The 20,332-nt window shown below is 44.6% G+C and carries 20 protein-coding genes; 13 read left to right on the top strand and 7 right to left on the bottom strand.

From position 1 onward, the window contains the following. Positions 1 to 150: 150 nt before the first annotated feature. Together gerQ and hemQ are read right to left on the bottom strand one after the other, a co-directional pair. Positions 151 to 609 carry a spore coat protein GerQ gene (gene gerQ, locus LC455_RS24690; protein WP_223594966.1) on the bottom strand — a complete coding sequence of 153 codons (459 nt, stop codon included), beginning with the start codon at positions 607 to 609 and terminating at the stop codon, positions 151 to 153. 183 nt (positions 610 to 792) lie between these two features. Beyond that, a complete protein-coding gene (gene hemQ / locus LC455_RS24685) occupies positions 793 to 1,536 on the bottom strand; it encodes a hydrogen peroxide-dependent heme synthase (RefSeq protein ID WP_223594964.1) in 744 nt (247 codons plus the stop codon). Between the two features lie 234 nt (positions 1,537 to 1,770). Here hemQ and pta point away from each other — a divergent pair, with 234 nt between their 5' ends. Together pta and LC455_RS24675 are read left to right on the top strand one after the other, a co-directional pair. Next, complete coding sequence (pta, locus tag LC455_RS24680; protein WP_223594988.1) at positions 1,771 to 2,742, top strand: phosphate acetyltransferase; 972 nt, start codon at positions 1,771 to 1,773, stop codon at positions 2,740 to 2,742. A gap of 225 nt (positions 2,743 to 2,967) precedes the next feature. Further along, entirely contained in the window at positions 2,968 to 3,798 is an 831-nt protein-coding gene (locus tag LC455_RS24675) for a lipoate--protein ligase family protein (RefSeq protein WP_317851479.1), read from the top strand. 187 nt (positions 3,799 to 3,985) lie between these two features. Here LC455_RS24675 and LC455_RS24670 read toward each other — a convergent pair whose 3' ends face one another. Further along, complete coding sequence (locus LC455_RS24670) at positions 3,986 to 4,726, bottom strand: RsfA family transcriptional regulator (protein ID WP_223594963.1); 741 nt, start codon at positions 4,724 to 4,726, stop codon at positions 3,986 to 3,988. A 258-nt stretch (positions 4,727 to 4,984) separates the two neighbouring features. On the opposite strand from LC455_RS24670, the gene LC455_RS24665 reads away from it, so the two are divergent. The 3 genes from LC455_RS24665 (at position 4,985) to LC455_RS24655 (ending at position 7,184) form a co-directional block, all read left to right on the top strand. After that, on the top strand, positions 4,985 to 5,206 hold the full coding sequence (locus tag LC455_RS24665) for a DUF1450 domain-containing protein (protein WP_223594962.1): 222 nt from the start codon (positions 4,985 to 4,987) through the stop codon (positions 5,204 to 5,206). A 128-nt stretch (positions 5,207 to 5,334) separates the two neighbouring features. Next, on the top strand, positions 5,335 to 6,633 hold the full coding sequence (locus LC455_RS24660) for an HD domain-containing protein (protein WP_223594960.1): 1,299 nt from the start codon (positions 5,335 to 5,337) through the stop codon (positions 6,631 to 6,633). 47 nt (positions 6,634 to 6,680) lie between these two features. Continuing rightward, positions 6,681 to 7,184 (top strand): YwgA family protein, encoded by a 504-nt coding sequence (locus LC455_RS24655; protein ID WP_223594959.1) that lies wholly within the window; start codon positions 6,681 to 6,683, stop codon positions 7,182 to 7,184. A gap of 118 nt (positions 7,185 to 7,302) precedes the next feature. On the opposite strand, the gene LC455_RS24650 is transcribed toward LC455_RS24655, so the two are convergent. Continuing rightward, positions 7,303 to 7,488, bottom strand: coding sequence for a 2-hydroxymuconate tautomerase (locus tag LC455_RS24650; RefSeq protein WP_223594985.1), 186 nt, complete (start codon positions 7,486 to 7,488; stop codon positions 7,303 to 7,305). 158 nt (positions 7,489 to 7,646) lie between these two features. Between LC455_RS24650 and LC455_RS24645 the strand changes: the two genes are divergently transcribed. Beyond that, complete coding sequence (locus LC455_RS24645; RefSeq protein ID WP_223594958.1) at positions 7,647 to 8,306, top strand: site-2 protease family protein; 660 nt, start codon at positions 7,647 to 7,649, stop codon at positions 8,304 to 8,306. Positions 8,307 to 8,323: 17 nt separating this feature from the next. Continuing rightward, a complete protein-coding gene (locus LC455_RS24640; RefSeq protein ID WP_223594956.1) occupies positions 8,324 to 8,833 on the top strand; it encodes a YwhD family protein in 510 nt (169 codons plus the stop codon). A 125-nt stretch (positions 8,834 to 8,958) separates the two neighbouring features. On the opposite strand, the gene LC455_RS24635 is transcribed toward LC455_RS24640, so the two are convergent. Further along, entirely contained in the window at positions 8,959 to 11,028 is a 2,070-nt protein-coding gene (locus tag LC455_RS24635) for a transglycosylase domain-containing protein (RefSeq protein ID WP_223594955.1), read from the bottom strand. A 199-nt stretch (positions 11,029 to 11,227) separates the two neighbouring features. Here LC455_RS24635 and speE point away from each other — a divergent pair, with 199 nt between their 5' ends. The 5 genes from speE (at position 11,228) to LC455_RS24610 (ending at position 15,769) form a co-directional block, all read left to right on the top strand. Then, the gene (gene speE, locus LC455_RS24630; protein WP_223594953.1) at positions 11,228 to 12,055 is read left to right on the top strand and encodes a spermidine synthase; all 828 of its coding nucleotides are present in this window, start codon (positions 11,228 to 11,230) and stop codon (positions 12,053 to 12,055) included. Positions 12,056 to 12,273: 218 nt separating this feature from the next. Next, complete coding sequence (gene speB, locus LC455_RS24625) at positions 12,274 to 13,146, top strand: agmatinase (RefSeq protein ID WP_223594951.1); 873 nt, start codon at positions 12,274 to 12,276, stop codon at positions 13,144 to 13,146. A 246-nt stretch (positions 13,147 to 13,392) separates the two neighbouring features. Further along, positions 13,393 to 13,800 carry a DUF1934 domain-containing protein gene (locus LC455_RS24620; protein ID WP_223594949.1) on the top strand — a complete coding sequence of 136 codons (408 nt, stop codon included), beginning with the start codon at positions 13,393 to 13,395 and terminating at the stop codon, positions 13,798 to 13,800. Beyond that, positions 13,797 to 15,467 carry an arginine--tRNA ligase gene (gene argS / locus LC455_RS24615; RefSeq protein ID WP_223594947.1) on the top strand — a complete coding sequence of 557 codons (1,671 nt, stop codon included), beginning with the start codon at positions 13,797 to 13,799 and terminating at the stop codon, positions 15,465 to 15,467. Before LC455_RS24620 ends, argS begins: the two co-directional genes overlap by 4 nt. A gap of 122 nt (positions 15,468 to 15,589) precedes the next feature. Next, a complete protein-coding gene (locus LC455_RS24610) occupies positions 15,590 to 15,769 on the top strand; it encodes an H-type small acid-soluble spore protein (protein WP_223594945.1) in 180 nt (59 codons plus the stop codon). Positions 15,770 to 15,826: 57 nt separating this feature from the next. Here LC455_RS24610 and uvsE read toward each other — a convergent pair whose 3' ends face one another. Together uvsE and cls are read right to left on the bottom strand one after the other, a co-directional pair. Continuing rightward, positions 15,827 to 16,783, bottom strand: a complete 957-nt coding sequence (gene uvsE / locus LC455_RS24605) for a UV DNA damage repair endonuclease UvsE (protein ID WP_223594943.1) — start codon at positions 16,781 to 16,783, stop codon at positions 15,827 to 15,829. 19 nt (positions 16,784 to 16,802) lie between these two features. Beyond that, on the bottom strand, positions 16,803 to 17,996 hold the full coding sequence (gene cls, locus LC455_RS24600; protein WP_223594941.1) for a cardiolipin synthase: 1,194 nt from the start codon (positions 17,994 to 17,996) through the stop codon (positions 16,803 to 16,805). A 184-nt stretch (positions 17,997 to 18,180) separates the two neighbouring features. On the opposite strand from cls, the gene LC455_RS24595 reads away from it, so the two are divergent. Beyond that, entirely contained in the window at positions 18,181 to 20,292 is a 2,112-nt protein-coding gene (locus LC455_RS24595) for a (Fe-S)-binding protein (RefSeq protein ID WP_223594939.1), read from the top strand. Positions 20,293 to 20,332: the final 40 nt, after the last annotated feature.

Raw genomic sequence — 20,332 nt, 5'->3', positions numbered from 1 at the left:
CTTTATCGTTGAAGAGTTTTTTTGACATAAAATTATTCTCCGATTCCCACATTTTTTATTCATTATACATAAAAGTACCCGATAGGGCAGACCTTTTTTTAGTGTCTACTCTATCGGGTACAGTTTATGAGGTCCGAATGCCTTTTTTATTTACCTTGGAGGGAACGTACCTAATTGTTGTCCGCCGCCATATGGATATTCGTACTCGATTTCTTCGGAGAAAGTAATATAGTCCACGGCGACCATTGGAATGAGAAACCGTGTGCCTTTTTGAGGATCACTTAAAATAACATGGTCTCTTCCAGCAGCTTCGATGATTCCTCTAAATTCCTTGGAATTCCATGAAGTGCTGCCCTCAAAGGTAGCAAAAACACTTACAAGTTTGCCTTTGTTCAAACGTAGAATATTTTCGATGTAGGATTGTTCAATTGGCAGCATGCCGGCTGAAACGGATGCCGCAGCGGCTGCTTGTTGCGGCGTTGGCGTAGCGCCCGCACCGGCCGGCGGAAATCCTGGTTGTGTGCCAGGATAAAATGGCTGCCCCGCCACTCCTGGCTGCCCTCCCGGAGTATAAGGCTGAAATCCTTGTGGATTGTAATATTGACTCATCTTTTTCCCTCCTAAAATTGTAGGCTCAACATTCTATTCATACTCCCATAAGCCCAAAATGGTTCCTGCAGACTTTTACCAAGACTCGCTGTTTTATTAGTATGAGGGAAAGTCCTAAGATATGACTTAAGGATTAGGCGGAAAAACAAAAAAGCTCACAGCGGAGGCCGGAGCTTTTTTGGATTAAACATGAAGGAATTTTGGTACGCGTTCTTCCTCTAACAGATTGCCGACAAAGAAAGCTCCGAATTCGCCGTAGCGCGCGCTGACTTCATCAAAACGCATTTCATAAACTAGCTTTTTAAACTGAAGTACATCTTCAGCAAATAGAGTTACGCCCCATTCGTAATCGTCAAAACCAACAGACCCAGTGATGATTTGCTTCACCTTACCAGCATATGTACGGCCGATCATGCCATGGCTGCGCATCATATTGCGGCGCTCCTCCATCGGCAGCATGTACCAGTTATCATTGCCCTGACGGCGCTTATCCATTGGATAGAAACAAACATGCTTTGTTTGCGGAAGCGTCGGATACAGACGTGCAAGGATTTGCGGATTTTGATATGGGTCTTCACCGGCAGGCAAATAGTTGCTCAGCTCCACAACCGATACATAGGAATGAGCAGGGATTGTGAATTCCGCTAATTTTGTTTTATTGAATTCGGTTTCAATTTCATTTAATTCTTCCATGGTTGGACGAAGGATCATCATCATAAAATCAGCCTTTTGGCCAACGATTGTATATAAGGCATGGCTGCCTTCTTTGCGTTCCTGGGTAGTATTCCATTTTTCAACTAGACTTAAAAACTCGTGGATAGCGGACTGGCGCTCATCGCTTGAAAGCATCTTCCAAGTCGTCCAGTCTACTGTACGAAAATCATGCAGGCAATACCAGCCATCAAGCGTTTGTGCTGCTTCACTCATTACAATCACTCCTAAATAATCATTCTAAATAACTATAACATAGTTTGACCAACAGACGCTTTAATAAAACCTTGAAGGATATTTTTATAAAAAATAGTAAATAGTAAAGGATAGCGTGCAATTTTTTGAAAACAAAAACATTTTAAGTGTAACCGTTCTCTGTGAGTAAAATCATTGAAATTTTAGCCAGGTAAAGTATGCTTGGTAGGTAGTTTTTTTAGGGAGGTTTGTTTTGTGAGTGATTTATTTGAAGGATTAAAGCAAAAAATTTCCGGACGTGATGTAAAAATTGTTTTTCCAGAAGGCTTGGACGAGCGGGTGGTTCGTGCGGCCGGCCGTTTGGCAGAGGAAAAGCTGCTGACCCCGATTTTGATTGGCAGCATTGAACAAGTGCAGGCAAAGGCAAGCGAGCTTGGTGTTTCCTTGGAGGCAGCGGAAATCTATGACCCTGCCAACTATGCGGGAATGGATGAGCTTGTCGCTGCATTTGTTGAGCGCCGCAAAGGTAAAGCAACCGAAGAGGATGCGCGTAAAATCTTGCTCGATGAAAACTATTTCGGCACGATGCTGGTGTATTTAAATAAAGCACACGGCTTGGTTAGCGGTGCGGCCCACTCCACGGCCGATACGGTCCGCCCGGCGCTGCAAATCATTAAGACAAAAGATGGCGTGCGGAAAACTTCCGGTGTGTTCATCATGGTGCGCGGAGATGAGAAGTATGTGTTTGCTGATTGCGCTATTAACATTGCACCTGACAGCCTGGATTTAGCGGAGATTGCGATCGAAAGCGCTAAGACGGCTGAAATGTTTGATCTTGAGCCGCGGATTGCGATGCTTTCATTTTCAACGAAGGGTTCGGCGAAATCTCCTGAAACGGAAAAGGTTGTCGAAGCTGTTGCTGAGGCGAAACGCCGCGATGCATCACTTGTGCTCGACGGAGAGTTTCAATTTGATGCCGCGTTTGTTCCATCTGTTGCTAAAAGCAAAGCCCCTGGTTCTGTGCTGCAAGGAGATGCGAACGTGTTTATCTTCCCTAGCCTTGAAGCTGGAAACATCGGTTACAAAATTGCCCAGCGTTTAGGCGGGTTTGAAGCGGTAGGCCCGATTTTACAAGGCTTGAATAAGCCGGTTAACGACCTGTCCCGAGGCTGTAATGAAGAAGATGTCTATAAGTTGGCGTTAATTACGGCTGCGCAGGGGTTATAAATGTTTTTTTGGGGAGCTGGTCCGGAGGTGGGCTGGCTCTTTTTTGAGGTTTGTCTATTTTTTGGGTAGTTTTGTCTATCTTTTTGAGGGTTTTGTCTATTTTCAAGGGGGCTTTGTCTATTTTTTAAAGTGTATTGTCTATTTAGACATTTATTGGAAGGAAACAGGACAAGAAGCTCGCTATTTGATAAAATTACCCTATCAAACATTCAAGGAGCTATGAAAATGGAAGGTTTACTGCGGCAGCCACAGTGGCGGGTTATTGACCAGTCTGTCATAGGCAGTCATTTTCACGCGTTACAGTCATTTGGAACCGATGATACACTCTGTGCTTCAGTCGGAGCAGGTAAAGCGCCGGCTACTGCAAGGACATGGGTTCATCACAATACCATCGTCCTCGGCATTCAAGATACAAAACTGCCATTTTTACAAGAAGGCATTCAATATCTTCGTAATCAGGGCTATCAGTCTATTGTAAGGAATTCCGGCGGACTTGCCGTCGTTCTCGATGAGGGCGTCCTCAATATCTCGCTGATTTTCCCCGAGGCCGAGAAAGGGATTGATATCAATCGCGGCTATGAGGCAATGTGGCAGCTGATTCAACAAATGTTTGCCGATTTCCCCCAGCAGATTGAGGCAAGGGAAATAGTCGGATCTTATTGCCCGGGAAGTTATGACCTCAGTATAGGCGGAAAAAAATTCGCCGGCATTTCCCAGCGCCGCCTGAAAAAAGGAGTAGCCGTTCAGATTTACCTTTGTGTCAATGGCAGCGGCAGCAAGCGCGCGGAACTGATCAGGGAGTTTTACGCGATTGCCAAACAAGCGGAACCGACCAAATTCACCTATCCGGAAATTGTCCCTGACGTCATGGCCTCATTAGCTGAGCTTTATCAAACTAATTTTTCCATCGCGGATGTCATGCTACGGCTTTTGAACCAATTAAAACAAAACAGCGATTTACTCTACGCCGGCCAGCTCAATGAATTTGAACTCGAGCTCTTGCCTGGGTACTATCAAAGAGTCGTAGTGCGAAATGAACAAATAAAAAAGCCGTAAACGTTGATTTACGGCTTTTTCTAATTGGATGTTGCCATCCAACCTCTTCTCCCCAAACTAGCTGTCTAGCTGCAGCGCCTAGGGGCTCGGGGTCATAAGCCAATCCGTCAAGAAGGCTAAAAGGCAGCCTTCTCGCCGGATCGTCTTATGCCTGTCGCCCCTGGTCAAGGCTCTTCCGCTTTTCTAGTTACTCGGCTACTTTCTCTAAATTGCCATTTCGGTCCATCTTGAATTTAGTAGCGGGTCTTTCTTCTTCTTCAAATAAAACAAGCTTTCTGGCGCGGTTCATGATTTTCATTAAGGTCTCGTAATCTTCTTGAATCGTTTCGGTATTTTGCTCGAGATCCTCAATTTTTGCACGCATTTCCTCATTTTGCTTCCGCAGTTCAGACAATTCTCGCTTCAATCTTTCATTCTCACTTTTTAATGCTTCATTTTGCAGATTGGAATGATTGAAGTTTTGCAAGTAATCAATAACAGAATCCAGGCTGATCCCTGTTGATTGCGGTCTGTAGGTTTGTGCAACCGCTGGTTTTACATAGGTTTCAGCTGCCACTTCAGCCGTCATATCCGGCAATTCCCTCGAAGTTTCGACTGGCATTTCAACGGACATCGGCATTGCCTCAAACTCTTCGGTCGTCGTAGTAACCGGCGGGCTGTAAAGCAGTTTTTTCTTGCCGCCTTGGTCTTTTCCTAAAACTCTTGATCTTTGTTTGCGCTGCTTTTTGGCTAATTGCAAGGCTTTTTCATACGTATGGCGTACGACGGCATTCCATCTGAAGCCGCAGGCTGCCGAAGTCCGGTTCAGCTTGTCGCCAACCTCTTCAAAAGCGTTCAGCTGGGTGCTTCCCTCTCTTACATGCCTGAGGACAGTCTCGGCTAAAAGCAAATCATTCTCATCTGTCCATGCATCTTGACGAACTTTCATATGTTTCAACTCCTTATAGGTTTTCTCGATTTTTAAAAAAGTTCTAGTCTTAGGATGGACAAGTTTTCTAGGCTTTATACCAAAATGGTTAAAAGGATAATAGATTTTTTTAAAAGTTTAATTAATTGATTGCAAAGAATTGTGCCTTGCAATGACTGCCAAGAAAATGTAAAATACCTAAGGAGTTTAATTACGGAGCGTTAATGGATAAACTAACTAATAGATAGAATAGATTGACCTTAGAAAGGGTTGTACCAAATGTCCAATGAATTTCGTGTTTGCGACGACTGCCAGGCCGTGAATTTAAAGACATTGATCCCTCGTCTGAAAGCCATCGATCCGAATGCCGAAATCAAAATCGGCTGCCAGTCCTATTGCGGACCCGGAAGGAAAAAGACCTTTGCCTTCGTTAATAACCGCCCGGTTGCCGCATTAACGGAAGAGGAATTAATGGAGAAAGTTAATAAAAAGATAAAATAATCACCTTTGACCAGTGCGCTTGAAGGTGATTTTTCTTTTCGCCTTCTGTCGAAAAATACTGGGGAAAATTGTTGTTTTTTGGGATATAATAGAAAAAAGTGTTTCTTCGAAAAGGAAGGGGGAAATCGATGTCATATTCCACGGAAAAACTTACAGAAGAAAAAGTATTTAAAGATCCAGTCCATCGCTATGTCCACGTTCGCGACAAGGCGATTTGGGATCTGATTGGAACAAAGGAGTTTCAGCGGCTGCGACGGATTAAACAGCTGGGAACGACCTTTTTGACGTTTCATGGCGCGGAGCACAGCCGTTTCAATCATTCTCTCGGTGTCTATGAAATTGTCCGCCGCATCATCGATGATGTGTTTGCCGGCAGACCGGAATGGAACGATGACGAACGTCTGCTGACGCTTTGTGCTGCCCTTCTTCATGACCTCGGACATGGTCCGTTTTCCCATTCCTTTGAAAAAGTGTTCGATTTTGACCACGAGGATTTTACCCGCGCGATTATTCTAGGGGATACCGAAGTTAACAAGGTTCTTGTTAAGGTAGGACCGGATTTTCCGGAAAAAGTAGCCGAAGTCATCGCCAAGACGTCTGATAAAAAGCTGGTCGTCAGCCTGATTTCGAGCCAGATTGATGCCGACAGAATGGATTATTTGCAGCGCGATGCTTATTTTACCGGGGTCAGCTATGGCCAATTTGATATGGAGCGGATATTGCGCGTGATGAGGCCGCGCGAAGACCAGGTCGTCATTAAAAAGAGCGGTATGCATGCTGTTGAGGATTATATTATGAGCCGCTATCAGATGTACTGGCAGGTTTATTTTCATCCAGTGTCCCGAAGCGCCGAGGTACTCTTAACGAAAATCCTCCATCGTGCCAAGCAATTGTTTGAGGAAAATTATTCGTTTAAATATGAACCGATTCACTTTACCTCCATTTTTCATGAGCAAGTGACATTAGAAGACTATTTAAAATTAGATGAATCTGTTATTTTATATTATTTTCAAATTTGGCAGGAGGAAGCCGATCGGATATTAAGCGACCTTTGCCGTCGGTTTGTTAACCGCAATCTGTTCAAGTTTGCGGAGTTTGACCCTGCGAAAGAATATAAAAAGCTCGCTGAACTGACGCGACTTTTTGAAAAAGCAGGGATTGACCCTGATTATTATTTAGTTGTCGATTCGTCTTCAGATTTGCCTTACGATTTTTATCGTCCGGGTGAAGAGGAAGAGCGGCTTCCGATTCATTTGCTGATGCCGAATGGGGAGTTAAAGGAGCTATCCAGGGAGTCTGAAATCGTGGATGCGATTTCCGGAAAGAGAAGAACGGACCATAAGCTCTACTACCCGGCTGATTTCCTAAAGGATGACTCAGGTGATGTGAATATCAAAAAGCAAATTCGTGCCCTTTTAGAAATATAAGACTGTTTTGGTGCCTGACACCTAAATGGAGTAGGAGTTGACGAACGTTGTTAAAAGATCATGCTAAGCTGATGCAGGCGATCCTCGTTTCCGGTGAAATTGTCGGAAGAAAGAAGCTGCAGAAGATGATATATATTGCGAAAAAAGTTGATTTCCCTTTTCAGGAGCGGTTCCAGTTTCATTTTTACGGACCTTATTCGGAGGAATTGACCACCCGTGTGGAAGAGCTTTGTAATATGGGTTTTCTGAATGAAGTAAGGGAGAAAAAAGGCGGCTATTTTCAATATCGCTATACGTTGACCGATGCGGGGAAAGAGTTTTTGAGCTTAAATGAAGTGGACATGCCGTGTTTGCAAGACTGCCTTATCGATATGAATGACCAGAATGCTAGATTCCTTGAGCTGGTTTCGACGGTTTTATATTTTGATAATCTTCCAAAGGAAGAAGTCGCAAACAAGGTTTTCACCTTAAAAAGCAGCCAGCGCTACACCGAAGCAGAAATCAATGACGCATATCAATATATTGAGGCGTTGAAAGGGAAAATACAATAAAAGAAAACGCTTGGACGTCGAGTTGGTCCAAGCGTTTTCTTTTGGGATTTAGTGTCCACATAGGAAGGACAAATGTCCACGAATGGTGCCTGACACCAACACTCACAACAACAACATTTTATTTGTCGCTGAAGCGGACGCCGCCGGTTGCGTAGTGGTTTTTGCTCATTTCTTCGATGAAGACGGTGATGTTTTCTTTTGGTGCGCCGGTTGTTTCGCTGACAGCGACGGTTACCTTTTCGACAAGCGCCCGCTTTTGGTCTTCAGTACGGCCTTCGAGCATTTTTACTGTAACGTATGGCATTGATATTACCTCCTTTTCATCATAACTTATAGTAGTGTTCCACAAATATTGAAAAAGTGCAATAACAGTGGTCACTTTGGTTTTCTTTTTCCAAGTGGTTTCATGTATACTTAAAGGAAATAGACAGAGAGAACGGCATCAAAAGGAGGAGAGGCAGGATGGAAGGATTAGAAGGATTTCTTAGATATCCGCTAAGTCTGATTCCCTATGTAGTGATTACCCTGGCGGTGGCCTTTACGGTCCATGAATTTGCTCATGCATTTGTGGCCTATAAATTCGGGGATCAAACGGCGAAAAAACAAGGGCGCCTCACGTTGAATCCACTCAAGCATCTGGATCCAATCGGAACCCTTCTCATTTTTATTGCCGGCTTTGGCTGGGCCCGTCCTGTACCGGTGAATCGCTTTTTCTTTAAAAAGCCACGCCTGGCAAGCATACTTGTCTCAGCTGCCGGCCCGCTTAGCAATTTGATTTTAGCCGTGATTGGCTTTATCATCGGCTACGGGTTAAGCCGCTTTGGAATCGCGACATCGGAAGTCATTGATAATTTCATCAATATTTTTATCAACCTGAATATTGTCTTGTTTGTCTTTAACCTGCTTCCATTCCCGCCGCTTGACGGCTATCGAATCATTGAGGACTTGGCGCCTAATGATGTCCGGGCTAAAATGATACAATATGAACAGTACGGCGCACTGATTTTTTTAATACTTGTGATTACCCCGCTTGGCCGATATACGATTCAGCCTATTATGAATAACCTGATCCCTTGGGTAACGGAGGGATTAAGCCATTTCTTTTATACATTGTTTTTTTAGAGGAGGAAATCGCTTCAATGGAAGAGAATAAGAAAAAACTTGGCTTTAATATTATTAAAAAAGACCCATTAGACGGGCATAAAGGCTTTGGGAAGGGCGCGTTAACCCTTGATAATGTTTCACCGGTCATTATTGATGTTGAGGCTGGCGAGGCCGAGATTGATGTCGGTGCGATGCATGCCCGAAGTGCCGTTGAAAAAGGAATTAAATTTTTGCCAAATAAAGAGGAAGTGCCAAATGGCAAGCCTTATTGGCTCATCTGGGTCACGATTGACCGCAATGAAGCGGGGCCCTATTATGCCGGCGTGACAGCTTGTTATATGACAGTGGACAGGGAAATTCGCCGCGGCTACAAGTCGCTGCCTGAGCATGTGAACCGTATGGATAAGTCCTTGAAACGCCATATAATTGTAGACGATATGGAGCCGAAATCGAAAAAGATATTAGCGGACTTCCTCCGCGCCCATAATGAGATATTGTGGAATAATTCATCTGAAGAACTGAAAAAAGGTCTTTCGGCAGAATAGGATAATTTTTACTTGTAGTTTTTTAGAAAAATGGGTAGTATTATAAACAGTGTGTAAGCACTGTAAAACTAGGACAGGAAAAGCTCCGGAGTGATCCGGAGCTTTTCTCATTATCCTAGTAAAATTTAATTATCCCACGGCATAATCTTCTTGTACCACGGTGTTTTCTTCGTTTTCTTCTTGGCTGCCGGGCTTTCATCGGCATGTTTTAAATGTTCGGTGCAATATTCCTTAGGCTCTGTTCCTTCGACAAAGTAGGTGAAGCGGCGGACAGGACAATCATCTGTTGCCAGCTTGCCATTCTCTGGGTCGACATATACACCGATAACGCCGTCCTTCGGTGGCTTAAAGGCTTTTACAGGCTTGCCTGATAAGGCTTCCTCCATAAAATTTGCCCAAATATTTTTCGCGTACGTTTTCTCAGCGGTAAGCTCGAGCGGCTTGCCGACATCATAGCCCGCCCAAACTGCTGTAACAAGCTGCGGTGAGAAACCAATCATCCAGCTGTCCGTCTCCGTTGATCCCGATTTTCCTGCATAAGGACGGGTAAGGTCTTTAATAACGGTGCTGCCGGTTACCTTGGCATAGCCATTAAGCTTCGAATCGAAGATACCTGTCATCATTTGCGTCATGACGAACGCCTTCGCTGGATCTAATACCTTTTCGGATTGATTTTCTCTTTCAAAAATAACATTTCCATTATAATCTTCTACTCTTGTAATTAAGATCGGCTGAACCTTTTTGCCGCCATTTGCAAACATGCTGTAGGCATTGGCCATTTCAATCACGCGCACACCAGAAGTTCCTAAGGCCAGCGATGGAACCTGGTTCATCTTCGTGGAAAGGCCAAATTTCCGGGCGGTTTCAATTAACGTTCCTTCTCCTAAAAATAAGTGTGTTTTAACGGCAAAAATATTATCGGAAACAGCCAGCGCCTGTGCCAGCGTAATTTCACCATCCGCGTATTTGTTGTTAAAATTATGCGGCGTATAATCAGGTGTCCCATCATCAAAATGGAAGGTCGTAAACTCACTTCTCATCGTTGAGGACGGCGTAAAGCCATTTTCAAGGGCAGCGTAATAGAGCAGCGGCTTAATCGTTGAGCCAGGCTGCCTAACCGCTTGAACGGCACGATTGAAGGGACTTTTTTCATAATCCCTGCCGCCGACCATCGCTTTGACGTAGCCGTTTTTTGGATCCATCGCCACAAGGCCTACCTGAATTTCCGAGGTGTTGGCTACATAATTATTGACCTGGCTTTCGGCTGCTTTCTGATCCTTTAGATTTAGCGTCGTAAAAACTTTTAAGCCGCCAAGGGCAATCGTACGTTCATTTAAATGAAGCTGGTTCTTTAATGCATTTTTGACAGCATCCTGAAAATAAGGCGCCACCTTTACTATTTGCGTTTTGTGCACGCCCACTAAGGCAAGCGGCATCGCAGCGGCCTCCTGTGCTGCTTTTTTCGTAATGTAATGGTTTTTTACCATGCTGTCTAAAATGATCGCTTGGCGGTTTTTCGCATTTTCCATGGAAGCAAGAGGTGAATAATAGCCTGGACCCTTTGGAATGCCGGCAAGCATGGTAGCTTCTGCAAGGGTTAAATCGGCTGCCTTTTTGCCAAAATAATATTGGCTGGCCGCTTCAACACCATAAGCCCCGTTACCATAATAAATCGTATTTAAATAGCCTTCGAGAATATCCTTTTTTGAATAGTTCATTTCAAGGCGAATCGTATAGAATGCCTCAAGCATTTTCCGCTTCCACGTTTTGTCGTGCTCAAGAAAAAGGTTGCGGGCATATTGCTGAGTGATCGTGCTTGCACCCTGCACCTTGGCAAACGCCTGAACATCGGCAATCACGGCACCAGCAATCCGCTTAATATCAAAACCATGATGCTCGTAAAAATTTTTATCCTCAATCGATACAGTCGCATTCACGAGGTCTGGTGAAATGTCCTTCATGCCAACCCAGTAGCGCTTTTGACCGCTGTTACTCTCGCCAATTAGCGTGCCATCATCGGCGAAAAATAAAGTCGATTGCGGAACAGCCAGCGGCGGAGCTCCCAAAATTTTGGCATAGCCGAGGATGCCGAGGAAGAGAATGAGCATACAAATCATGCCGATCAAACTGATGAAGATAAGAGCACGCAAATATTTAATTGTCTTTCGAAACCCGTGATTAGTCATGATTTCCATTTTGTTCACTCCCTTTCCACTTTTTGAAAAAATAGATAGTTATAGTATTGAAAAAATAGAGTCGTTTTAAACATTTCCCACTGAAAAATGAAATATTTTCTTTAAAATTGCTAGACTTTTTTTTCTGGTTGTATTTCAATAGGTTGGGTAGTATAAAAATTAAAGGCAATTGTATGAAAATGAATGGAGGAAGATGAAGATGTCCATTTGGTTCACAGAGAAGCAAACTGAAAACTTCGGAATCACCATGAAAGTTAATAAAACCTTACATACAGAGCAAACAGAATTCCAAAAGTTAGATATGATTGAAACAGAAGAATGGGGCAACATGCTTTTGCTCGATGACATGGTAATGACGTCTGTGAAGGATGAATTCGTTTACCATGAAATGGTGGCCCATATTCCTCTGTTCACGCATCCAAACCCTGAGAACGTTTTAGTTGTCGGCGGCGGTGACGGCGGCGTAATCCGTGAGGTCTTGAAGCACCCAAGCGTGAAGAAAGCGACGCTTGTTGATATTGATGGAAAAGTGATTGAGTATTCTAAGAAGTTTCTTCCTGAAATTGCTGGCATGTTAGAGGATCCGCGTGTGGACGTGCGTGTGGATGATGGCTTTATGCATATCGCTAAAAGCGAAAACGAGTATGACGTCATTATGGTTGACTCAACAGAGCCGGTAGGGCCAGCGGTTAACCTATTTACAAAAGGCTTCTACGCTGGAATTTCTAAAGCATTAAAAGAAGACGGTATTTTCGTGGCGCAGTCGGACAATCCATGGTTCAAAGCCGATTTAATCCGCAACGTGCAGCGCGACGTTCGCGAAATCTTCCCAATCACACGTTTGTATGTTGCCAATATCCCAACATACCCAAGTGGTTTGTGGGCATTTACAATTGGTTCGAAGAAATACGATCCATTAGAAGTTAGCGAGGACCGTTTCCACGAAATCGAAACGAAATACTACACAAAAGAACTTCACAAAGCAGCGTTCGTGCTGCCTAAGTTTGTTGGGGATTTAGTGAAGTAAAAATAGCAGGTGACTAGACTGTTTTAGGTTTTAAGGGACAAAACAGCTTGAAAAAACTAGTGAAATGTCTCATATAGGGGCTCTAAGGGACAAAACAGGTTGAAAAAACCAACGAAATGTCCAATAGAAGGGTTTTATGGGACAAACAGGGTAAAAAACAGTGAAATGTCCCATAGAGGAGTTCAATGTAAATTACATAAAAAGTGAGGAATGCATAAATGCGTTTTGACGAGGCTTATTCAGGCAATGTGTTTATTAAAAGCCATCCGAGTTATGAGGAGAGCCAGGTTGTATTGTACGGGATGCCGATGGATTGGACGGTGAGCTACCGTCCGGGTTCACGATTTGGCCCGGCGCGTATCCGCGAGGTGTCGATTGGTTTAGAGGAGTACAGTGCATATCTTGACCGCGAGCTTGAAGAGGTAAAATATTTTGATGCCGGTGATATTCCGCTTCCATTTGGAAATCCACAGCGAAGCATTGATATGATCGAAGAGTATGTGGATCAGCTTCTGGCTGCGGACAAGTTCCCGCTTGGCATGGGCGGAGAACATTTAGTATCTTGGCCTGTTATGAAAGCTGTTTATAAGAAATACCCAGATTTAGCAATTATTCATTTTGATGCGCATACCGATTTGCGTGAGCACTATGAAGGCGAGCCGTTGTCACATTCAACGCCGATTCGCAAGATTGCGGAACATATCGGGCCGCAAAATGTTTATTCATTCGGAATTCGCTCCGGAATGAAGGAAGAGTTCGAGTGGGCGAAGCAAAATGGCATGCATATTTCCAAATTTGAAGTGTTGGAGCCGCTAAAAGAAATCCTGCCGACTCTTGCCGGACGTCCGGTTTATGTGACGATTGATATCGATGTCCTAGATCCAGCCCATGCGCCTGGAACTGGTACGGTCGATTGCGGCGGCATCACTTCAAAAGAACTGCTCGCCTCCATTCATGAGATTGCTCGTTCAGAAGTCAAGGTTGTCGGCGGTGACCTTGTAGAGGTTGCGCCAATTTACGATCCGTCCGAGCAAACTGCCAATACTGCGAGCAAACTAATCCGCGAAATGATTCTTGGCTGGGTAAAATAATAATCATTATAATCTGGTGCCTGACACCAAACTAAAATGATTCTAATCTGGTGCCTGACACCAATCTATAATTATTCTAATGTAGTACGGTAGTGCCTGTCCCATAGGGGCGGGCATCTTTTGATTTGTATAGTTTCAATGTTTATAATAGGTTAGTATGCGGAAAAAGTGCGCGGTCAATGATGTAGAATAGAATAAGGAAAAAGAGCTTTACAAAGTTCCTTTTACAAAAGGGAGTGTAATTGGTTGGATAACGCAGAAATTCCTGTGAAGATTAAGGTGAAAACGACGATTGACCGGAAGGAGAGCTTTGAGCTCCAAGTTTTTGGCCAATACTTTAAAAAAGGAGAGGCAACCTTTTTAAAGTATGAGGAAGTGCAGGAAGAAGGCACGGTAAGAACGATTGTCAAGGTGGCTGGCAATGAGGCGCTGATATTGCGCGGCGGTGCGGTGAAGATGCGGCTTCCATTTGAGCTAAATCGAACACTAAGGGGCAGCTACGAAATGCCGTTTGGCACGTTTGAAACGTTGACGCTGGCGAAGAGGATAGAGCACACTGAGGGGCGGATAGACATCCTTTACAATTTTGCAATGCAAGGCGAGCATGCCGGTACATATCATTTAGAAATAACATTTCAGGAGGAGCGGAAATGAATATAGTAGAACAGGTACAAAGTAAGCTTAAGGAAGAGATTCGCGCGGCAGTGCTGAAGGCAGGGCTTGCAGCCGAGGACCAGATCCCCGATGTGATTTTGGAGACACCTAAAGAGAAGGCGCACGGGGATTACTCGACAAATATGGCCATGCAGCTTGCAAGGGTTGCAAAAAAGGCACCGCGAATGATTGCGGAAAGCTTAATTGAAAATTTCGACCGCTCAAAGGCTTCGATTGAAAAAATTGAATTGGCGGGCCCGGGCTTTATTAATTTCTATATGAATAATGCTTATTTAACAGACTTGATTCCGACGGTGCTCGAGGCTGGTGACAAGTACGGCGAAACGACGGTGGGCGGCAGCCAAAAAATCCAGGTCGAGTTTGTTTCTGCAAATCCGACTGGTGACCTGCACCTAGGGCATGCCCGCGGTGCGGCGGTTGGCGATTCGCTGTGCAACATTTTGGACATGGCCGGATATTATGTTTCCCGCGAATATTATATTAATGATGCCGGCAACCAGATCAATAATTTGGCATTATCCGTGGAGGCGCGTTATTTCCAGGCGCTTGGAATGGATAAAGAGATGCCGGAAGACGGCTATCATGGGGCTGACATTATCGGCATTGGTAAGCGTTTGGCTGAGGAATTCGGCGACAAATATGTTGGCGTTCCTGATGAGGAGCGCTTTGAGTTTTTCCGCGAGTATGGCCTGAAGTATGAAATGGCGAAGTTGAAGCGTGATTTAGAGGACTTCCGCGTTGGTTTTGATGTGTGGTACTCTGAAACGTCTCTTTATAAAAATGGAAAAATTGACGAGGCGCTTGAAGCGCTCAAGGCGAGCGGCTATATCTATGAGCAGGACGGTGCAACCTGGCTGCGTTCGACTGACTTAGGCGATGATAAAGACCGTGTGTTGATTAAGCAGGATGGTTCTTATACGTACTTGACGCCGGATATTGCTTATCACAAGGACAAGCTGGAGCGAGGCTTTGAAAAATTGATTAACATTTGGGGTGCGGACCACCATGGCTATATTCCTCGGATGAAAGCGGCAATTCAGGCGCTCGGGTATGACCGCGAGGCGTTAGAGGTCGAGATCATCCAGCTCGTTCACTTGTATAAAAATGGTGAGAAGATGAAGATGAGCAAACGGACTGGAAAAGCCGTCACAATGCGTGATTTGGTTGATGAGGTCGGCCTCGATGCGACGCGTTACTTCTTTGCGATGCGCAGCTCGGATACGCATTTGGATTTTGATTTGGATTTGGCGGTATCGCAGTCGAACGAAAATCCGGTTTATTATGCGCAGTATGCCCACGCGCGGATTTGCAGCATTTTGCGTGCCGGCGAAGAGCAGGGCATTAAAGTAGATACTGGTGCAGATTTTTCATTGGTGGGGTCTGAAAAGGAAATCGATCTGTTGAAAAAGCTGGGCGAGTTCCCTGCTGCAGTAGGAGAAGCCGCCTTGAAGCGTGTGCCGCACCGCATCACGAACTATATTTTTGAATTAGCGTCCGCCTTCCACAGCTTTTACAATGCTGACAAGGTACTTGATCCTGAGCAGCCAGAACGCAGTAAGGCGCGCCTCGCGCTTGTAAAGGCTGTAAAGATTACGCTAAAAAATGCACTGGCGTTGATCGGGGTTTCGGCTCCGGAAAAGATGTAACTGTTGCTGACACTCTCATTGGTTTGAGGGTGTCTTTTTATTTTTCCAGAAAAAGTGAATATCCTCCTTAAAAAAACAAATATTAATAGAGTATTTTAGCAAGTGAGGAGTGAACCGAACACATGAATGTTGGAAGAGCGAAGGAAATTGCTGAATCGGCAGATGTGATAACTGTGACTTATGAGGGGACACCGGTTATCATCCAGCATGTGGATGAAGCGACTAAAATGGCGCGGATCTATTCACGAAAGGATCCGGAGAATGAACGGGAAGTCCCTGTTTTAAATCTGATTGAAGAGTAAAAAGTCTCCGATGCGACCCGGAGACTTTTTTTATTGGGGGCCTGGAAGTCCCTCGCATTATTTTACCTCAATCGCCCCGCCGCTAACACGCATAAAACCCCGTAGTTTACTTAAGTCCTCCACCAACCTCAGGGCGGCCTGATCCTTCGCTTTCGCCTCAATCATAAAATCAACATCCTGGCCAAACTCTTTTAAAATCTTCAAAAACGGCATCACAAACTCAGGGTCGATAAAATCGGCATGGGAGCGGAATTCCTTCTCAGACTTCGGTGAGGAAATATGAATTTTGGGCACAAACGGTTTATGGGACCAGGTTTGAAAAATGCGCGGGAGCAAGTCCACAAGTGGTGCCTCACATAGATTGGCCATGTGATGATGATAATCAAACACAAAGGGAATTCCTTCTTTTTCACAAACCGAAAGCGTCTCCTCAGCCGTATAGGTTTTATCGTCATTTTCTAACGTCATCACTTGTTTAATAGGAGCGGGCAGCGTCGTTAAATTCTCATGAAACCGAGCCAGTGCCTGCTGCTTATCCCCATATGCCCCTCCAATATGGATATTAATCAGACCCACGTCCTCAAGCCCCATAGCCTCAAACATTTGATAATGGTACGTCATGTCAACAACAGCATTTTTGGTAATCTTCGCTTTTGGCGAGGTAAAAAGCGTAAATTGATTCGGATGAAAGCTGACCCGGAGCCGCTTCTTCTGGACAATCGAACCAATCTCCTGCCACTCGCTTTCAAATGGCGTAATAAAATCCCAGCGTACCTCCGGATGGGTGGCGAGCGGAACGATCGAGCTTGAAAAACGGTACATCTCCAGTTCATGGGCAATATTGTAGTACAGCATGCGGAGGGTGTGATTTAAGTTTTGCTTTGTCACCTCGAATAATTTTTCCTTCCGCTCCTGAACCCCCATTTGCTCATACCTCGTAAAGGTGAGCGTCTTGGCAGGGGAGGCATCCCACAAACTAATCGCATGGGACACATAACCGAAACGAATTTTCATCTGCGAAAACTCCATTCTTTTATAAAAAATAAGCAATCGCGAAAGCAATGCCCTCTTTTACTTTCCTAAAAAAAGATCCATGATTGAGGTTTGTAAACGACAGCGGCTCGGAGTCGGCGATATCCTTTTTTAGAACCGACCGCAAGCGTTCAATAAAGGCGGGATCATACAGATAACAATTAATTTCTTTGTTTAAAAAGAAACTGCGTCTGTCGAAGTTGGCAGTGCCGATGTCACAGATTTTGTCATCGATGACGATTGTTTTGGCATGATAAAAACCATTTTTATATTGAAAAACCTCCGCACCTTCATGAAGAAGCCTTCGTAAATAACGGTATGATGCTTCCTGGACTAGGATATGGTCGGAAGTATAGGGAACCACAACCGTAATGCTCACACCGCGGTGTGCTGCCTCCAACAGCTCGGAAAAAACCTTCCTGCTTGGAATAAAATAGGGTGTACCAATAATAATGGAACTGGCAGATTTACGGATCGCTCGAATAAACCAATCCTCCAGCTGACCTGCTTCCGTCGGCACAAACTGGTGGCGGATTTCACCCTTCGGCAAATCAGGAAAGTACTGCTGCGAGCGCTGCAAATTCTCCCCAGCATACTCCTTCCAGTCCATTAAAAACTCACTCTGTAAAAAATCGACGCTCTCGCCGGTTATTTTTAGATGATAATCCCGCCATGGGCTCAGCTTGGGATCACCGTCAATATACTCCTGGCCAATATTAAATCCGCCAAGATACCCAATTTCCCCATCAATAATTGAAATCTTTCGGTGATTCCGAACCTGCGAGGAATAAAACAGAAAGGGGAGCTTAATCCGGTTGCTAAAGGCAAAATGAATGCCTGCTGCCCGCAAATCCTGAATGATTTTCTTCTTGAGTTTCCAGCTGCCGAGCCGGTCGACGAGCAGCCGGACTTCCACCCCTTGGCGTGCTTTTTCTTTTAACAACGAGAGGAATTCCTGGCCAAATGTATCGTCCTTCACAATATAAAACAAGACATGAACATGCTTTCTTGCCTGGCGGATTCCGGAGAAATAATCGAGGAACAGGTCCTTGCCGTGAGTGAAAATCTCAAAATTCCCATGAAGGATGGCCGTTTCGGTATTTCGGGCTATTGAAAGATGCTTCTTTCGGCCTAATTTAAAATCGAAAACCATCCAAAGAATGATCAGCCCAATCAAAATAAGTGCAAATTGCATGTGGAATCGTTCCTCCAATCCGTTCTGTTAGTTTTTCCGAAGGCCATGATTTCTATAAGTCGAACGATTCTTTCAAAAAACTGGTTGACTGAATGCTCATTCATAATATAATAGAATTAAAGATGATTCAGAAAATTATTTATTTTTACAACTTACAAAACATACAACGAAAGGGGCGTTTTATGTGAATGGTTTATTATGGGTTAACCTGATTGCATTCTTGGCTGTAACCGCTTACGCGATTAGCCTGTTCGTTTACGTTGTCAAAACGCGGATTGAATTCATCAAGCTTGGCAAAAAAGTCGAGTTTGACAACAATGTCAAAGAACGTCTGCAAAAAATTTGGGTCAACGTTTTTGGACAGAAAAAGCTTCTAAAGGACAAAAAGAGTGGTGCCATCCACGTCATGTTCTTTTACGGCTTCATTCTCGTTCAATTTGGAGCGATTGATTTCATTTGGAAGGGACTGGCCCCAGGCTCACACCTGCCGCTTGGTCCACTTTATGCAGGGTTTACGTTTTTCCAAGAAATCGTTACGTTGATGATTTTAGTAGCGGTCATTTGGGCTTTCCATCGCCGTTATGTTGAAAAATTAGTCCGTCTTAAGCGCAATTTTAAATCAGGCCTTGTATTGTTGTTTATCGGCGGTTTGATGGTCTCTGTTTTAATCGGAAATGGAATGGGCATCATCTGGCACGGCGAAGAAACGTCTTGGACAGAGCCGGTCGCTTCGGTGATCTCGGTTATTTTTTCAGGCATTGGTGAAACCGCCTCCATTGTGATCTTCTACATTGCCTGGTGGGCGCATTTATTGTTCTTGTTAACCTTCTTAGTCTACGTACCGCAGTCCAAACACGCGCACTTAATCGCGGGACCGGCGAACGTGTATTTTAACCGTTTAGAAAAACCAGGCAAGCTGAAAAAAGTAGATTTCGAAGATGAATCCCAAGAATCATTCGGGGTTGGAAAAATTGAAGACTTCACACAGCACCAAATGATCGACTTTTATGCCTGCGTAGAGTGCGGCCGCTGTACCAACATGTGTCCGGCTACCGGCACTGGCAAAATGCTGTCGCCAATGGATTTAATTGTGAAAATGCGTGACCATTTAACATTCCACGGTGCCGCGGTAACACAAAAGCAGCCATGGGTACCGACCTTTGCTTTTAGCGGTACAAAAGGAAACCAAATTGCTTTGGCTGCGAGCGGACAAGGTGCACAAGAATCGGCTGCAGCCCTTGCTTATAGTCCAAGCTTGATTGGCGAGGTCATTACTGAAGAAGAAATCTGGGCATGTACAACCTGCCGTAACTGTGAAGACCAATGTCCGGTTATGAACGAGCACGTGGATAAGATTATCGACCTTCGCCGTTATTTAGTTTTAACAGAAGGAAAAATGGATGCCGATGCACAGCGAGCGATGACGAATATCGAACGCCAAGGCAATCCTTGGGGCTTAAACCGTAAAGAGCGCGAAAACTGGCGCGAAGTCCGCGAAGATGTTCATATTCCGACTGTGAAGGAAATGAACAAGGCCGGCGAAGAATTTGAATACTTATTCTGGGTTGGTTCCATGGGCTCCTACGACAACCGCAGCCAAAAGATTGCCCTGTCATTTGCGAAGCTATTGAACGAAGCAGGTGTGAAGTTTGCGATCTTAGGAAACAAAGAGAAAAACTCCGGTGATACACCGCGCCGTTTAGGAAACGAGTTCTTATTCCAGGACTTAGCTGCAAAAAACGTCGAAGAATTTGAAAAGGCTGAGGTTAAGAAGATCGTAACGATTGACCCGCATGCCTACAATATTTTCAAAAATGAATACCCTGACTTCGGCCTAGAGGCAGAGGTTTACCACCATACAGAGGTTCTGTTTGAGCTAGTGAGGGATGGACGCCTTATACCGAAGCATGCGGTTAACGAAACGATTACGTTCCATGATTCTTGTTACTTAGGACGTTACAATGACGTGTACGACGCACCGCGTGAGATTCTGAAATCCATTCCTGGCGTCAAGCTTGTCGAAATGGAACGGAACCGTGAAAAAGGCATGTGTTGCGGTGCCGGCGGCGGTTTGATGTGGATGGAGGAAGAAACAGGAAATCGTATTAACGTAGCAAGAACCGAGCAGGCGCTTGCTGTAAATCCATCGGTTATCAGTTCGGGCTGTCCATACTGCTTAACAATGATTACCGACGGAACAAAGGCGAAGGAAGTGGAAGATCAGGTGTCCACATATGATGTTGCCGAGCTATTAGAAAAAGCAGTCTGCGGTGATTTAAAGGCAGTAGCATCTTAATCAAGAATAGTAGAGGTTGAGTATTTTCGTGAATTCATAA

This window comes from Neobacillus bataviensis, assembly GCF_019969725.1.
The sequence above is the reverse complement of the archived record's forward strand: the minus strand, read 5'-3'. Positions and strand labels throughout refer to the sequence as shown.

Bases quoted from the DNA above. Each gene is read 5' to 3' on its own strand.
- gerQ (WP_223594966.1), bottom strand. From the start codon at position 609: ATGAGTCAATATTACAATCCACAAGGATTTCAGCCTTATACTCCGGGA.
- hemQ (WP_223594964.1), bottom strand. From the start codon at position 1,536: ATGAGTGAAGCAGCACAAACGCTTGATGGCTGGTATTGCCTGCATGAT.
- LC455_RS24675 (WP_317851479.1), top strand. From the start codon at position 2,968: ATGGAAGGTTTACTGCGGCAGCCACAGTGGCGGGTTATTGACCAGTCT.
- LC455_RS24670 (WP_223594963.1), bottom strand. From the start codon at position 4,726: ATGAAAGTTCGTCAAGATGCATGGACAGATGAGAATGATTTGCTTTTA.
- LC455_RS24665 (WP_223594962.1), top strand. From the start codon at position 4,985: ATGTCCAATGAATTTCGTGTTTGCGACGACTGCCAGGCCGTGAATTTA.
- LC455_RS24660 (WP_223594960.1), top strand. From the start codon at position 5,335: ATGTCATATTCCACGGAAAAACTTACAGAAGAAAAAGTATTTAAAGAT.
- LC455_RS24650 (WP_223594985.1), bottom strand. From the start codon at position 7,488: ATGCCATACGTTACAGTAAAAATGCTCGAAGGCCGTACTGAAGACCAA.
- LC455_RS24645 (WP_223594958.1), top strand. From the start codon at position 7,647: ATGGAAGGATTAGAAGGATTTCTTAGATATCCGCTAAGTCTGATTCCC.
- LC455_RS24640 (WP_223594956.1), top strand. From the start codon at position 8,324: ATGGAAGAGAATAAGAAAAAACTTGGCTTTAATATTATTAAAAAAGAC.
- LC455_RS24635 (WP_223594955.1), bottom strand. From the start codon at position 11,028: ATGGAAATCATGACTAATCACGGGTTTCGAAAGACAATTAAATATTTG.
- speE (WP_223594953.1), top strand. From the start codon at position 11,228: ATGTCCATTTGGTTCACAGAGAAGCAAACTGAAAACTTCGGAATCACC.
- speB (WP_223594951.1), top strand. From the start codon at position 12,274: ATGCGTTTTGACGAGGCTTATTCAGGCAATGTGTTTATTAAAAGCCAT.
- argS (WP_223594947.1), top strand. From the start codon at position 13,797: ATGAATATAGTAGAACAGGTACAAAGTAAGCTTAAGGAAGAGATTCGC.
- LC455_RS24610 (WP_223594945.1), top strand. From the start codon at position 15,590: ATGAATGTTGGAAGAGCGAAGGAAATTGCTGAATCGGCAGATGTGATA.
- uvsE (WP_223594943.1), bottom strand. From the start codon at position 16,783: ATGAAAATTCGTTTCGGTTATGTGTCCCATGCGATTAGTTTGTGGGAT.
- cls (WP_223594941.1), bottom strand. From the start codon at position 17,996: ATGCAATTTGCACTTATTTTGATTGGGCTGATCATTCTTTGGATGGTT.